We start from the raw sequence: 13,714 nt of genomic DNA, 5'->3' as shown, positions 1-13,714 counted from the left end.
TGATACTATGAAATCAAATAAGCATAATAAACGTGGTATGACCCTTGTTGAGGTTATTATTGCTATGTCAATTTTTGCTATTGTTGCAGGCTGCGTGCTCACCGCTATTGCGGGGGCAATGCAGCAGACGACAAAGAACCGCAAGCGTGATATAGAATTGGGTGCACAGATGAATGCCGTTGGTAAATTTGATACAGCCAAGGGTAGCACAAATGGTGGTTATACTGTCAGCTTTAAGAGCGAAACTGTCGGTGTGTCTGACCGTAATCAGGATAGTGTGTCTTTGTATGTAGCAAATCAGGATGAATGGGGCAGCGATTTTGGTTTTACACTCAAGGGCGTAAACGGCGGTGCTACCTTTAATAACGTAACGATTGACCCTGACACGAGTAAACCTGAGTCCAAAGGTCAATACAAATTTGTTGTAGAGGCTGATCCTACATTAAATCTTGATGTTAAGGTCGTTGCAGAGTTGAACAACACATCTACAAGTATTGGCTATATTTATGAGGGTTCGACAACTACTGGTTATACGCATTCCTCTCACACATATACAAGGCTTATGCCAAGTTCGGGTAACATTCAGTTTGGTTACTTTAACGAAAGTCCTGAAAGTGATAGCATTCATATGAGAGTATACATTAATGGTAATGTAAAATATGACAAGAATGTTACATTGAAAAATCCAAATGATTTAACTCGAATTGCAACTTTTACGTGTTCAGAGACAGGCGTTAGTGAACCAGTATGGAGTTGATAAGGGGATTATATGATGAAAAAGAAAAATCAAAATGGTTTTACCCTTGTTGAGCTTGTGATCGTTGTTTGCCTTATGGGAATAATAATGGCAGCTGTAATGGGTCTTTTATCGCCTACCACCCGTTTTTACAACAAGGTTCAGAACACAAAAGATCAGGAAGCTGTGGCGATTTCGGTGGGAAAAGCCGTAGCAAATGAAATTCAGTATGCTAAGGCTGTTAAGATAGTTTCCAGCGATAGCGCAACTATCCCAAGCGTTGATAGCACTTATACCAAGTGCGTCATACTTGCAAACGCTGAAACAAAGCCAAAGAAAAATGCACCTGGAATTGTGTATAAGTGTGACGCTAACGGCTCAAATAAAAAAGCAGTAATGGGTGCTGATCTTTATGAAGGCGATTATTATAACGTTACTATTGGCGAAAATAGCGTAGGCTCTAATGATCCCAATAACAAGGATAACAATTCAAATTATCTTATGTTGAACTTTGAATGTTCTCCAATGAAGTATGAAAGTGGATCGTATGTTCAGAATAAGGACGTTGTTTATAACTACAAACAGTCTATAATGTTCAAAAATCTGAACATTTTGGATACGTCAAAATCAATAGATATGACTGGTTATAACGCTTCCAAGACTGATTACATCTACATCTTCTATCAGCCCGTTTCATAACGGCTCCGAGGGCTGCGAAAGCAGCCCTGCTGAAAAAATCCCCTTAACAGAAAAACTTCTATTAAGAGGATTTTTTGAGCAAAAAAATACCGCAGCCCCAAAGCTGCGATATCTCTCAATTAAAACCTTATGACCATCAGCGCTTCCTCAGCGATTTCGTTAAGACCCGTAAGGTTCATATACCATTCGCCGATGTTGTGTGCGTATAACGCCGATAGCGCTATTCCTATGGATAAGTACGGACCAAATGCAAATACCGAATCGCCGCTGGCTCTCTTCTGAATGAGCCCTCCGATCGAACCGGTTATAAGCCCGATCATAAGCGCCACAAGCGCTCCCTGCATTCCAAGGAACAGCCCGGCAGCAGCCATAAGATAAACGTCTCCCATTCCCATTGCTTTTTCGTGGCTGGCGAGACAAATTATCAGAAGCGGTACGCTCACAATGAAAAATCCAATGATGTGTGACTTCAACGTCAATCCTGTGTAATCCTTGCAGAATATGTATTCCGGTATCGCAAGCAGTCCTATGAATATCACCACATATGTGTTGATGAGCTGCGTGTCCCAGTCCATAAAGAATACTACCACAAGGGCTGAAAACAGCAGACAGACAAGTATCGCCTGGAGCGGTCTCATTATTCCGTCAAAATGGTGGAATACCCATAGATAAAGCAGAGCATTCAAAAGCTCGACTACCGTGTATCTCGGCGATATCTTCGCACCGCAGCTTCGGCACTTGCCCCTGAGCAGGCACCAGCTTATTATCGGTATAAGATCACGCCGCTTGATCGGTTCACCACAGGTCATACAATGCGAATTTCGCTTGATTAGACTTTCATTGTTCGGCAAACGATATATGCAAACGTTGAGAAAACTGCCTATGCACGCACCGAACAGGAACACAAATACATAAATGATTATGTATGATAATGTTAGCTGACTCAAGATTGATCCTCCTTTGGATAGCCAGAACCCTTTATAATAAGGTATGCCTGACTTCACTTTTGTTAATACTTTAATTTTATCATACTTTTCACAAGATTACAATAGCTAAAAACACTAATTTCAATTTTTTCTGTCCTGTCGGCTCTTTTGACAGTGCAGACTTCATTGACGGTTCCGCACGTCAGCAAACCCAGAATTTATGCGGAGGATTGGAGTAATATATATGAGAAACGGCCCTATCGGACAATATCTTGTACAAAAGGGACTCATCAACGAGGAGCAGCTTCAGCAGGTCCTCGCAAAGCAGAAAGAGCAGAAAGGTAAACTTTTCGGCGACGTTATCATTGATATGAAACTCGTTACCGACGTCCAGTTCTGTCAGGTTCTCGCCGAACGTCTTAACGTTCCTTACCTCGATCTGGATAATACAGAGCTTATCCCAGATATCGTCAAGAGGATACCAGAAGCAACTGCAAGAAAGTATAACGTAATCGCAGTAAGCAAGATCGGCAAGCGAATGACCGTCGCAACTAACGACCCGATCAACTTCTACATATTTGAAGACCTGAGAGTTATCACGGGCTGCAGCATAACCCCTGTCCTGTCAACCAAGGCGTCTATCAACCGTGCGATCGGTAAAATGTATTCCGAAGGACAGGTTAGCTCCGTTGTTGACGAAGCTACCAAGCAGAAGGAAGAGGAGCTCAACCTCGAAGAACTCAAGGATATCTCCGAGGAAAGAATCGAAAATGCGCCTATCGTTAAGCTTGCAACGGCTATCGTCGAGAACGCTCAGCGACAGGACGCAACGGATATCCATATTGAGCCGTTCAAGGACAAGACCGTCGTCCGTATCCGTGTAAACGGCGACCTTATCGAGCTTATGACCCTGTCCGCTGCGCTCCATACCTCACTTGTGACCCGTTTCAAAATTTTGAGCGGTATGAATATCGCCGAGAAGAGAGTACCGCAGGACGGCCGTATGTCACAGGTAGTTGACGGCACGACCCTTGACCTCCGTGTATCTAACCTGCCAATGGTCTACGGCGAAAAGGTCGTACTCCGTATCCTCGCAACGGGCGATATGTCCCTTAGAAAGATCACAGACCTCGGTATGACCGAGTATAACTATAAGAGATTTGAAGCCTGCCTTAAAGTGCCGCAGGGCGTTGTGCTGGTAACAGGCCCTACCGGTTCCGGTAAGTCTACAACTCTTTATGCCGCTTTGGGCGAGATCTCAAAGCCAAACAATAACGTTATCACAGTCGAAGACCCAGTCGAGAAGAAGATCGACGGCGTAAACCAATGCCAGATCAACGAAAAGGCCGGTATGACATTCGGCGCCGCCCTCCGTTCTATCCTCCGTCAGGACCCGGATATCATAATGGTCGGAGAAATGCGTGATACCGAAACAGCCGAGATCGCAATCCGTGCCGCTATCACAGGACACCTTGTGCTTTCGACACTTCATACGAACGACGCCGCTTCAACAGTAACAAGACTTGTGGATATGGGCGTTGAGGCCTACATGGTCGCAACATCGCTTATCGGTATCGTTGCGCAGAGACTTACAAAGGTGCTCTGCAATGAATGTAAAAAGCCTAGAATGTCAACTGAGGAAGAGAACGAGCTTATGGGTCTCGATCATTCCGTACAGGTCTATGACCCTTGCGGCTGTCCGAAGTGCAATGGCACAGGTTATAGGGGAAGAACAGCTATCCACGAAATTCTTCTTGCAACTCCTGCAATGCAGGCGCTTATCACAAGAGGCGCTAAAGCCGACGAGATACAGGAACTCGCCAAGAAGGAAGGCTGCCAGCTGCTTAGAGATAACGTTTCTCAGCTGGTCCAGCAGGGCAAAACGTCTATGGACGAACTTATCCGTGTAACATACGCTGTATAATAGATATAGAAATATTTGGAGGTAAATTGATATGGCAATCGACATTAACAAAATCCTTGACGAAGCTAGAGCCCTTGGCTGCTCCGACTTGCATTTCACAGTAGGTATCCCGCCTATCGTAAGGCAGGGTGGTAACTTGAGAAAGCTTTCATCATATCCTGATATGACTGAGATCGAAATACTCAAGATATGCGAAGATATGTGTACCGATAAGCAGCGTCAGTCTATCAAGGATCACATTGATACAGACTTTACTTACGTTTCTTCCAGAGGCTTCCGTCACCGTGTAAACGTGTATCGTCAGAGAGGCAATACAGCTATCGCCCTCCGTCTTTTGAGAAACGATATCCCAACGCTGACAGACCTCGATCTTCCGCCTATCCTTGCTGAATTTGCAATGAGACCTCGTGGACTTGTGCTTGTAACAGGCCCTACCGGTTCCGGTAAGTCAACAACTCTTGCCGCTATGATCGACCACGTCAATATACATAAATCAGCGCATATAATCACTATCGAAGACCCTATCGAGTATATGCACGCACATAAGAGATGTATGGTCAACCAAAGAGAGATCGGCCCGGACGTTCCGAGCTTCTCACTTGCCCTCCGTGCAGCTCTCCGTGAGGACCCGGACATTATCCTCGTAGGAGAAATGCGTGACTTCGAGACTATCGAAGCCGCCGTAACCGCCGCAGAAACAGGACACCTTGTTATGAGTACACTTCATACCACATCCGCTCCTTCAACTATCGACCGTATCATCGACGTATTCCCAGCTCACCAGCAGCACCAGATCAGAACTCAGCTTGCCTCAGTTCTCGTTGGTATCTGTACGCAGACACTTTGCCGTACATTCGACGGTACAAGCCGTGTTGCTTGCTGCGAGATACTCAATGCCACAGACTCTATCAAGGCAATGGTTCGTGACGACAAGGTACACCTTATCGGTTCAGCTATGCAGACAGGTAAGGCAGTCGGAATGCAGACAATGGATCAGGAGCTTGCTAAGCTCGTTCGTTCAAGAACTATCTCAATGGATGTTGCCCTTGAAAAGTGCGTAAATCCACAGGATCTCAAGAGATTTATCGCAGGCGGCAACTAATAAGCAACAGAATTTTATGCAATATAAAAGAGCACTTTTACATTTTCGTAAAAGCGCTCTTTTTTGTTATGTTTTAATTTTCATTCCATCAGCTTTGTGCTTCATCTTTGTGCCAAACGTTGTTATAAAGGAATACCAGCACAGCCATTGCGATGATGATGAAGTATCCAAGGAAACTCCAGCCGTCGGGCACGTCGCCGAAGAAGAAATAGCCAAGTATCGTCGTGAAAATAAGCTGGGAATAATCGTAGACCGATATCTCCCTCGCAGGTGAGTGGGTGTATGCCGCCGTGATAGCGAACTGTCCGCCAGCCGCACCGGCTCCAGCACCAAGAAGGCAAAGTATCTGCCCGATAGTCATAGGGTGGAAGTCGAAGATGAGAAATGGCAGCGTGAACAGGCAGGAAAAGCCCGAGAAATACGCCACGATAACAGCTCCGTTGACCCCGTGCTGACCCAAATACCGCACGCAGGTGTATGCAAGTCCTGCGCCCATTCCCCCAAGAAATCCCACAAGGGCAGGGAAGAAGTCAACATTTTCAAAGCTCGGCTTGATTATGAAAAGGCTTCCGATAAAAGCGAAAAGCACCGTCAAGCCTTGGAATATCGTCAGCCGCTCCTTTAGGAAAATAAAGGAGAAAATGATAACAAAAAACGGCGACATCTTGTTGAGCATTGAAGCGTCCGACAGCACAAGGTGGTCGATAGCGTAAAAGTTGCCGATCATTCCGATCGTGCCAGCAAAGGCTCTGATGAAAATGACAGCGTTGTTCTTTTTGCCCTCAATATGAAAGCGAACGTGGTTCTTTTTCAGCACGCCGATAGCGAAAAACAGCGCAACGAAGTTTCTGAAAAAGGTCTTTTGAATGGTCGGCAGATCGCCCGAAAGCCGCACAAATGCGAACATAAACGCAAATGAAAACGCCGACAGGATAATGTAGATTATTGCCTTGTATTTACTTTTCATCACCATCGCCCCCGTTCATATGCTGGTGCTCACGCCGCAGCTCTTTAACAAGCTCCGCCGCCGTCCAGCTCTGATTGAGCGCCGTCACAATGGCTTTAAGGTCGATCGACCCGACCTTTGCACGCAGCTTTTTGAGGATAGGGTCAAGGCTCCTGCCGTCAATGCCCGAAAATATCAAACACTCTTCCTCAATAGCTTCGCCCTCTTTGTCGGACTGCTCAAAGCCCTTGAAGCCGCAAAGCCAGCCAACTTGCTGGGCAGATACCTTGCCGCCAAAGAACACCGCCTCAGCGTTTTCGCTCTTTGCCACGTCCTCTATGATCTGCCTCTTGTCCTCAGATATATTTATCCCCACGATCTTTTTGGGGATAACGCTTCTAATTCTTGATCTCATATAAATTGCTCCTTAATCATTATAATTATATTATACCTTAATAATAGACATTCTTCAAGGGCAAATATACAGAATTTTTACACGTTTTTGCGAAATTTTTTTAGCATAAAAAATCGCCCCGATCTCTCGGAGCGACCTTTTATATGTGGGTGATGATTTTAAATTAAAGTTCGATGATGACCTTGCCGCCGAAGTTCGGAGTGATCTCAACAGACTTGTCTGTGTTTGCAACAGCGATCTTGAAGCTTGCCTTTGTGTCGCTGTATTCGCACTCGATCTTGTTGCCGTGTCTTGTAGCAGTCAGCTCGAATACCTTGTTTGCTTCTGTGTCGTAGATCGGGCAAACAGCGCTCTTGCCGTCCTCAAGCTCATAGATCGTGAATGTTGTGCCCTCGAGGTAATCATACTCGATCTGTCTCTCAAAGTTGCCGTATGCGATAATGCTGTTTGGCTTTGCGAGAGCTGGTATCTCAAAGTATGAGCACTTGTGCTTGTACCACTTGCCGCCCTCGAGAACCTTGCCTGTGATGATGTCAGTCCACTTGCCGGCAGGAACATAATATTCAGCGATACCCTCGTCGTTAAGGATAGGTGCAACAAGAATGTTGTCGCCGAACATATACTGTCTGTCAAGTGTAAGGCAGGTCGGGTCGTCAGCATAGTCGATTACCATTGCTCTCATAACAGGCACGCCGACTTCGTGTGTCTTGATAGCCTGTGCCCAAAGATAAGGCATAAGCTTGCCCTTGAGCTTTGTGAAGAAGCGGAGCACGTCGCAGGACTCTTCGTCAAAGAGCCAAGGCACTCTGTAAGACTGGTTGCCGTGGAGTCTTGAATGTGAAGAGAACATACCGAATGCAGCCCATCTCTTGTAGATGTCAGGAGTTGCAGTTGCCTCAAAGCCAGCCATATCGTGTGAAGTATAGCCGAAGCCTGAGATACAAAGTGACAGACAGCCTCTAACAACTTCAGCCATTGAGTTGTAGTTGCCCGAGCAGTCGCCGCCCCAATGAACAGGGAACTTCTGTCCGCCGGCCGTTGCAGAACGTGCAAACAGGCAAGCCTTGTTCTCGCCGTAATATTCCTTCAGCACGTTGAATACACACTCATTGTAAAGATATGTATAATAGTTGTGCATCTTGATCGGGTCAGAACCGTCAAAGTAAACAACGTCTCTTGTTGGTATTCTCTCACCGAAGTCAGTCTTGAATGTGTCAACGCCCATTTCGCAAAGCTTTCTGAGGTATCCAGCATACCACTTGCAAGCCTCAGGATTTGTGAAGTCAACGATAGCCATACCGGGCTGCCACTCGTCGCATTGGAATACAGAGCCGTCAGTTTTCTTGATGAAATAACCGTTTGCCATACCCTCGTCAAAGAGTTTTGAACGCTGTCCAACATATGGGTTTATCCAAACGCAGGTCTTGAGGCCCTTGTTCTCGTGAAGTCTCTTGAGCATTGCAGGTGGGTCAGGGAACTGTGACTTGTCCCACTCAAAGTTACACCACTCAAAGCCCTTCATCCAGAAGCAGTCAAAGTGGAATACCTGAAGCGGAATGTCTCTCTCAGCCATACCGTCGATAAATGAAGTGATAGTCTCTTCATCATAAGTTGTAGTAAATGAAGTTGTGAGCCAAAGACCGAATGAGAATGCAGGCGGCAATGAAGGCTTGCCTGTAAGATCAGTATAGCCCTTGAGCACGTCAGTAAGATTAGCTCCGCCGAATACGAAATACTCCATATTCTCGCCCGGAACAGTCATAGATACCTTAGAAACTGTGTCGGAGCAAACTTCATATGATACCTTGTCAGAGCTGTTTACGAATACGCCGTAGCCCTTTGAAGAAAGATAGAACGGGATAGACTTGTAAGACTGATCTGAGCAAGTGCCGCCGTCAGCGTTCCAGATCTCAACGTTCTGACCATTCTTTGTGAATGTTGTGAATTTCTCACCAAAGCCGTAGAAATATTCGCCGACAGATGTGTCAAACTGCTCTCTGATGTAAGTTTTGTGTGGGTCAGCAGGATAGCTCCAGAACGTGTCGTCAAGCTGTGTCTGAAGCTTAGCCTGATGCTTGTAAGCGCTCTCGAAAATAACGCCTGTTGATCTCCATCCGCCGCTTGTGAGCTTCTTGTCCTTATAATAATATGTAAAGCTCCAGTTCTCCTTAGAAACAACGAGCTTTGTGTCGCCTGTAACAAGAACAGCTTCCTTGTCTGTAACAGTTACCTGCGGCTTGTAGCCCTTGTCCTCAAGAACGAAATGCGGACCATTGTCAACATAGCCCTTGTGATGAGTGATGTTTACTCTCACGCAGTTCTCCTGAGTTGATGTGTAAGCGATCTCAAGGTTCGCACTTCCAAGCATCATCGCTCTGTTGTATACAACGAAAGGTGTTGCCACAACGAGGAAGCCGTTTTCGATCTCCTTGATCTCGAATGCCTGACTTGCATAGTTTACTTCGTAGCCTCTCTGGTTGAGCCAGAAACCGTCAGCAAATTTCATAAGTTTACCTCCTGTTTGAAAAAATAAAATATTCTCTTAGATTTAAAATATAAAAAAATGAAATTCTTTATCGGGAAATCTTTTTTCCCCTATATGTATATTTTATAGCATATTTGCCTAAATTGCAATAGTAAAAAAATAATCTTTGCAAGTATTTTAATGGATTGAGCACATTTTAATGTAAATATTTTTTGAATTGATATTATCATTATATAAGTTTATTAAGATATATGTAATCCTTTACATTATAACGCAAAAAAGCGGACGGCTTGATTTTCCGTCCGCAGAAATATTTGAATGATATTGATATTATCAATGCGCACCGCTATGATTATTCAATGCTCAAAAACTCGTTCGGCACATAAGATAAACATTCCTCAACGCTTTCACGGGTGAAGCCCTCGATAAAATTCTTTGCGAAAAGCTCGTCCGTGTATTCGGCATAAGGATATACCGTGCAGTTGAACCAGTCGCCGTCATATGAATAGGCCTCAAAGTGGGAAATGATCGGGATAGCCTTGACGTTTTCGAAAGAGATCTCACCGCTGGCAGGGTCTTTCACAACATTCAGTTTGCCGATAAGCCCTACAGGTGATTTGATATCGTACATCGTTGAGATAAAATTGCCCAGTCCGTAATAAACGAAGGCTTTGCCGCCGTCGGGCTTGTCAAGATATTCGCAAGTGCTTATCGTGTGCGCCTGCGTGCCGATAATAAGATCAGCGCCCCATTCCACCAGCTTGGGCGTTATCTCCTGCTGCTGTGCATTTAGCTCATTGCTGATCTCCGTGCCGTAATGGCAGGAAACGACCACCACGTCAGCCATCTTGTCCGCCTCTTCGATCTGCGCCTTGATCTTGTCCTCTTCGTCGAGGTATATGACCTGCGCACCCTCGCCGCTGAGATAATAGCCGTTTGTGTGCTCCATATATCCAAGAAAAGCAAACTTGATCCCGTTGACCTCCAGCGTCTTGATATCATCAGCGTCCTCCTGCGAACGATAAGCGCCGTAATGCACAACGTCTTTTGTGTCCCAGTAATCGAGTGAGCTTATAAGCCCCTCCTCACCCTGATCAAGAACGTGATTATTTGACATCGAGACCACATTGAACCCCATATCAACGACCTTGTCGCCCACAGCCGTTGGTGATGCAAAGTTTGGATAGCTGTGTGGCTCAACGCTGTCCGTCACAAGCGTCTCTTGATTGATTATAGCAACGTCCGTGCCCTCGATGTACTTTGTGACGTGCTCATAAGCCTGCGTAAAATCGTACTTTTCGCCGCCGCCAAGCTGGAGCGCCTCATTATAAATGTTGTCGTGAATAAGATTATCGCCAACGCACACCAGCGAACAAGTATAACTCGGCTGCTCCTCTTCTTTTTCCTCGGGAGCGGAGCTCTCCGCCTTGCTTTCATCAGTTATCTTGGTCTCAGCTTTCTGCGCCGTTGTTGTGGTGGTAGTCACTATCCCATTGTCAAGCGTCTGAGTATCCAATTTTCCGCAGCCGCTTGCTCCCAGCGCCATAACCGCCGTCAAAGCCAGCGCTGCCGCTTTTTTATAAAAAATGCTCTTCATATTTGTCCTTTCGTTATCTATGATCTAATACAAATTTACTTATAGTTCAATTTTACCACACTTTTAGCCGTTAGGCAAGAGAAAATTGAAATTTGTCGGCGGGAAAAGTATCGGCAGTATAAAGTTTTATAGTATTAAAAAAGAACGACAATGTTATTGTCAATTTGCCTAAATTCCCCCACCCCAATTTGTACAAACAACTGAAAAATAATTTAATTTGATAACATTTGAGCAATAGTTGCATTTTTAATGCAACAAAACGCCCCTTTTTCGGGATAAGTAGAAGGACATTTGTAGAGTGGCAAGGGAAACTTGTTGGACTGAGGTCTTAGGAAACCCGAAGGGAGGTTTTGTCCGGCGCATCTAAGGACTTGCACCCAAATGTTGAGACGAAACCGCAAACTTGCGTGTGCGCATAATTTATAAGCGTAGCTTTGCGACGTAGCCTCCGCACAGTACCTTGACAATTGAATATTTATACGGATAGCAGAAACTATACTTCCACACATACTGCTAAACCTAAAAGTTATAGCCGCTTTTGTTGACATTACCCACATAAAATGGTATACTTAATATAAAATTTATACATAATGAAAAGAGAATTATAATGAGTAAACATATCACAGTAAATAGATCAACAGGGGATAAGCATTGCGGCTGCTTTAAAAGGTGCGGCGGCTGCCAGCTGGATAAACCTTATGCCGAGCAGATCGAGTGGAAGCAGGCAAAAGCCGAAAGAATGTTAAGCCGATTTGCACACGTCCAGCCGATCATCGAAATGGACGAACCATATAATTACCGCAATAAAGTGCAGACCGTCTATCGTGTCAATGGCTCAAAGCGTATCGTCTCGGGCGTGTTCCAGTCGTCAACTCAGGGCATAACCCAAACAGACGATTGCTTCCTCGAGGATATCAGAGCGCAGAACGTCGTCGATACCCTCAAAGAGCTTATGACAGACTTCAAGATACTGCCATATAACCCCGAAAGCGGACAGGGCATTTTAAAGCATACCCTCATCAGAACAGCCTACGGCACAGGCGAGTTTATGCTCGTCCTCGTTACAACAACGCCGATCTTTCCTGCAAAGAAAAATTTCGTCCGTGCAATTACCGAAAAGCACCCGTATATCACAACGATCGTTCAGAATATCAATAAGGGAAGCGTTCCGCTGACTTTGGGCGATAGGGATATCGTGATGTACGGAAACGGCTATATAACCGACGAGCTTTGCGGCTGTAAATTCCGTGTGTCCCCCCACTCTTTTTATCAGGTCAACCCCATTCAAACGGAAAAGCTCTACTCAAAAGCTGTCGAGTTCGCTGATCTGAAAAAGGGCGATAAAGTCATCGACGCATATTGCGGCACGGGAACAATCGGTCTTATCGCTGCCAAAAGCGGCGCAGACGTCGCAGGCGTCGAGGTCAATTCCGCCGCCGTCAAGGACGCAGTCTCAAATGCAAAACTCAACGATATCAAAAATATCACATTTTATAATGAGGACGCAGGGGACTTTATGGTCAAGCTTGCACAAGCAGGCGAAAGCTGCGATGTGGTCTTTCTCGACCCGCCAAGAGCAGGCACAACGGAAGAGTTCGTGAACTCCCTCGATAAGCTGAAACCAAAGAAAATAGTCTACGTCTCCTGCAAGATAGAAACTCTCGAAAGAGATCTGAAGCTTCTTGCGAAGATCGGCTATAAAGCAAAGTCTATCCAGCCCGTGGATATGTTCCCACATACAACGGGCATTGAAAATGTGGTGCTCCTTGAGCAAAAGCCTGTCGATAAACCAAAGGCTATAAAGCCATTGCAGCCAAGAGCAAAAGGCGGCAAAAAATATAGCAAAAATAAAACCAGCGAAAGCTTCGTCAGACAAAATAATAAGCCGAACAGAAATTATAAGAATTCCAAGAATTATAAAAATTTTGAGGGGGACAAAAAATGAACGAAAAAGTAAAGCTCCTTGTGGATAATATCGAGAAAGTCATCGTCGGCAAAACAGACTCAGTTGTGAAAATAATCACAGCAATGCTTTGCGGCGGTCACGTCCTTATCGAGGACGTTCCGGGCGTCGGCAAGACCCAGCTTGTGTCTGCGCTGGCAAAATCGGTGGACGGAAAGTATAATCGTATCCAGCTCACCCCCGATATTATGCCGTCAGATATCGTGGGCTTTTCGATGATAAATCAAGATACCCACGAGCTTGAGTATAAAGAGGGCGCAGCAATGTGCAACTTCCTGCTGGCGGACGAGATAAACAGAGCTTCGCCGAAATCACAGTCCAGCCTTCTCGAGGTTATGGAAGAGCACCAAATTTCCATCGACGGAAATACCCACACCCTGCCAACGCCTTTTATGGTGCTGGCAACGCAGAATCCTGTGGAAACTTATGGCACTTATCATCTTCCCGAAGCGCAGATGGACAGATTTATTATGAAGATTTCAATGGGCTATCCTTCCTATGAGGACGAGCTTGATATTATGTCAAGGGCGGAAAAAACAAGCTTTGCAAAGAATATCAAACCCGTTATGACTCTCGAGGACGTCCGTGAGCTTATGGGCTATGTTGAAAACGTCACCGCTGAGCTTTCCGTGAGAAAGTATATCCTCAGCCTTGTTACAGCAACGAGAAATTCCGAATTTGTAAAGCTTGGTGTATCGCCGAGAGGAAGTATCGCCCTGCTCAAAGCCGCAAAGGCTTACGCTTTCGTTATGGGCAGGGGCTATGTTACTCCCGACGACGTGAAAACAGTTATGACAGACGTGCTTTCACATAGGCTTATGCTTTCGCCAAAGGGCAAATCTGCTTTTGCAAACGAAAGGGAAGTCCTCGAGAAAATTTCCCTCAGCGTTAAATCGCCCGATAAGATAGAGAGAGGTTAAG

The 13,714-nt window shown here is 45.4% G+C and carries 11 protein-coding genes; 6 read left to right on the top strand and 5 right to left on the bottom strand.

The features are described 5' to 3' along the window. Positions 1–7 precede the first annotated feature (7 nt). Positions 8–757: a type II secretion system protein gene (locus QZ371_RS06665; RefSeq protein WP_295210895.1), complete on the top strand. Its 750-nt coding sequence runs from the start codon at positions 8–10 to the stop codon at positions 755–757. Between the two features lie 15 nt (positions 758–772). Then, positions 773–1,435 carry a type II secretion system protein gene (locus tag QZ371_RS06660; protein WP_295210894.1) on the top strand — a complete coding sequence of 221 codons (663 nt, stop codon included), beginning with the start codon at positions 773–775 and terminating at the stop codon, positions 1,433–1,435. A 119-nt stretch (positions 1,436–1,554) separates the two neighbouring features. Here QZ371_RS06660 and QZ371_RS06655 read toward each other — a convergent pair whose 3' ends face one another. Beyond that, the gene (locus QZ371_RS06655; protein ID WP_295210892.1) at positions 1,555–2,382 is read right to left on the bottom strand and encodes an A24 family peptidase; all 828 of its coding nucleotides are present in this window, start codon (positions 2,380–2,382) and stop codon (positions 1,555–1,557) included. A 223-nt stretch (positions 2,383–2,605) separates the two neighbouring features. Here QZ371_RS06655 and QZ371_RS06650 point away from each other — a divergent pair, with 223 nt between their 5' ends. Together QZ371_RS06650 and QZ371_RS06645 are read left to right on the top strand one after the other, a co-directional pair. Beyond that, positions 2,606–4,285 (top strand): GspE/PulE family protein, encoded by a 1,680-nt coding sequence (locus QZ371_RS06650; protein ID WP_295210891.1) that lies wholly within the window; start codon positions 2,606–2,608, stop codon positions 4,283–4,285. A gap of 31 nt (positions 4,286–4,316) precedes the next feature. Beyond that, the gene (locus tag QZ371_RS06645) at positions 4,317–5,387 is read left to right on the top strand and encodes a type IV pilus twitching motility protein PilT (RefSeq protein ID WP_295210889.1); all 1,071 of its coding nucleotides are present in this window, start codon (positions 4,317–4,319) and stop codon (positions 5,385–5,387) included. Between the two features lie 88 nt (positions 5,388–5,475). Here the strand turns inward: QZ371_RS06645 and QZ371_RS06640 are convergent, their stop codons facing one another. The 4 genes from QZ371_RS06640 to QZ371_RS06625 all read right to left on the bottom strand — a co-directional run bounded on the left by QZ371_RS06640 (position 5,476) and on the right by QZ371_RS06625 (position 10,830). Beyond that, complete coding sequence (locus QZ371_RS06640; RefSeq protein WP_295210886.1) at positions 5,476–6,354, bottom strand: DMT family transporter; 879 nt, start codon at positions 6,352–6,354, stop codon at positions 5,476–5,478. Then, entirely contained in the window at positions 6,344–6,748 is a 405-nt protein-coding gene (locus QZ371_RS06635) for a DUF3783 domain-containing protein (RefSeq protein WP_295210884.1), read from the bottom strand. Before QZ371_RS06635 ends, QZ371_RS06640 begins: the two co-directional genes overlap by 11 nt. A 163-nt stretch (positions 6,749–6,911) precedes the next feature. After that, complete coding sequence (gene yicI / locus QZ371_RS06630; RefSeq protein WP_295210881.1) at positions 6,912–9,254, bottom strand: alpha-xylosidase; 2,343 nt, start codon at positions 9,252–9,254, stop codon at positions 6,912–6,914. 331 nt (positions 9,255–9,585) lie between these two features. Continuing rightward, a complete protein-coding gene (locus QZ371_RS06625; protein WP_295210879.1) occupies positions 9,586–10,830 on the bottom strand; it encodes a CapA family protein in 1,245 nt (414 codons plus the stop codon). Positions 10,831–11,437: 607 nt separating this feature from the next. Between QZ371_RS06625 and rlmD the strand changes: the two genes are divergently transcribed. After that, the gene (gene rlmD, locus QZ371_RS06620; protein WP_295210878.1) at positions 11,438–12,775 is read left to right on the top strand and encodes a 23S rRNA (uracil(1939)-C(5))-methyltransferase RlmD; all 1,338 of its coding nucleotides are present in this window, start codon (positions 11,438–11,440) and stop codon (positions 12,773–12,775) included. Next, positions 12,772–13,713: a MoxR family ATPase gene (locus QZ371_RS06615; protein ID WP_295210875.1), complete on the top strand. Its 942-nt coding sequence runs from the start codon at positions 12,772–12,774 to the stop codon at positions 13,711–13,713. Before rlmD ends, QZ371_RS06615 begins: the two co-directional genes overlap by 4 nt. Position 13,714: the final 1 nt, after the last annotated feature.

Source organism: Ruminococcus sp. (assembly GCF_019423705.1).
GTDB lineage: Bacteria > Bacillota > Clostridia > Oscillospirales > Ruminococcaceae > Hominimerdicola.
This window is presented reverse-complemented; position numbering and strand designations above follow the sequence as displayed.

Bases quoted from the DNA above. Each gene is read 5' to 3' on its own strand.
- QZ371_RS06665 (WP_295210895.1), top strand. From the start codon at position 8: ATGAAATCAAATAAGCATAATAAACGTGGTATGACCCTTGTTGAGGTT.
- QZ371_RS06660 (WP_295210894.1), top strand. From the start codon at position 773: ATGAAAAAGAAAAATCAAAATGGTTTTACCCTTGTTGAGCTTGTGATC.
- QZ371_RS06650 (WP_295210891.1), top strand. From the start codon at position 2,606: ATGAGAAACGGCCCTATCGGACAATATCTTGTACAAAAGGGACTCATC.
- QZ371_RS06645 (WP_295210889.1), top strand. From the start codon at position 4,317: ATGGCAATCGACATTAACAAAATCCTTGACGAAGCTAGAGCCCTTGGC.
- QZ371_RS06640 (WP_295210886.1), bottom strand. From the start codon at position 6,354: ATGAAAAGTAAATACAAGGCAATAATCTACATTATCCTGTCGGCGTTT.
- QZ371_RS06635 (WP_295210884.1), bottom strand. From the start codon at position 6,748: ATGAGATCAAGAATTAGAAGCGTTATCCCCAAAAAGATCGTGGGGATA.
- yicI (WP_295210881.1), bottom strand. From the start codon at position 9,254: ATGAAATTTGCTGACGGTTTCTGGCTCAACCAGAGAGGCTACGAAGTA.
- QZ371_RS06625 (WP_295210879.1), bottom strand. From the start codon at position 10,830: ATGAAGAGCATTTTTTATAAAAAAGCGGCAGCGCTGGCTTTGACGGCG.
- rlmD (WP_295210878.1), top strand. From the start codon at position 11,438: ATGAGTAAACATATCACAGTAAATAGATCAACAGGGGATAAGCATTGC.
- QZ371_RS06615 (WP_295210875.1), top strand. From the start codon at position 12,772: ATGAACGAAAAAGTAAAGCTCCTTGTGGATAATATCGAGAAAGTCATC.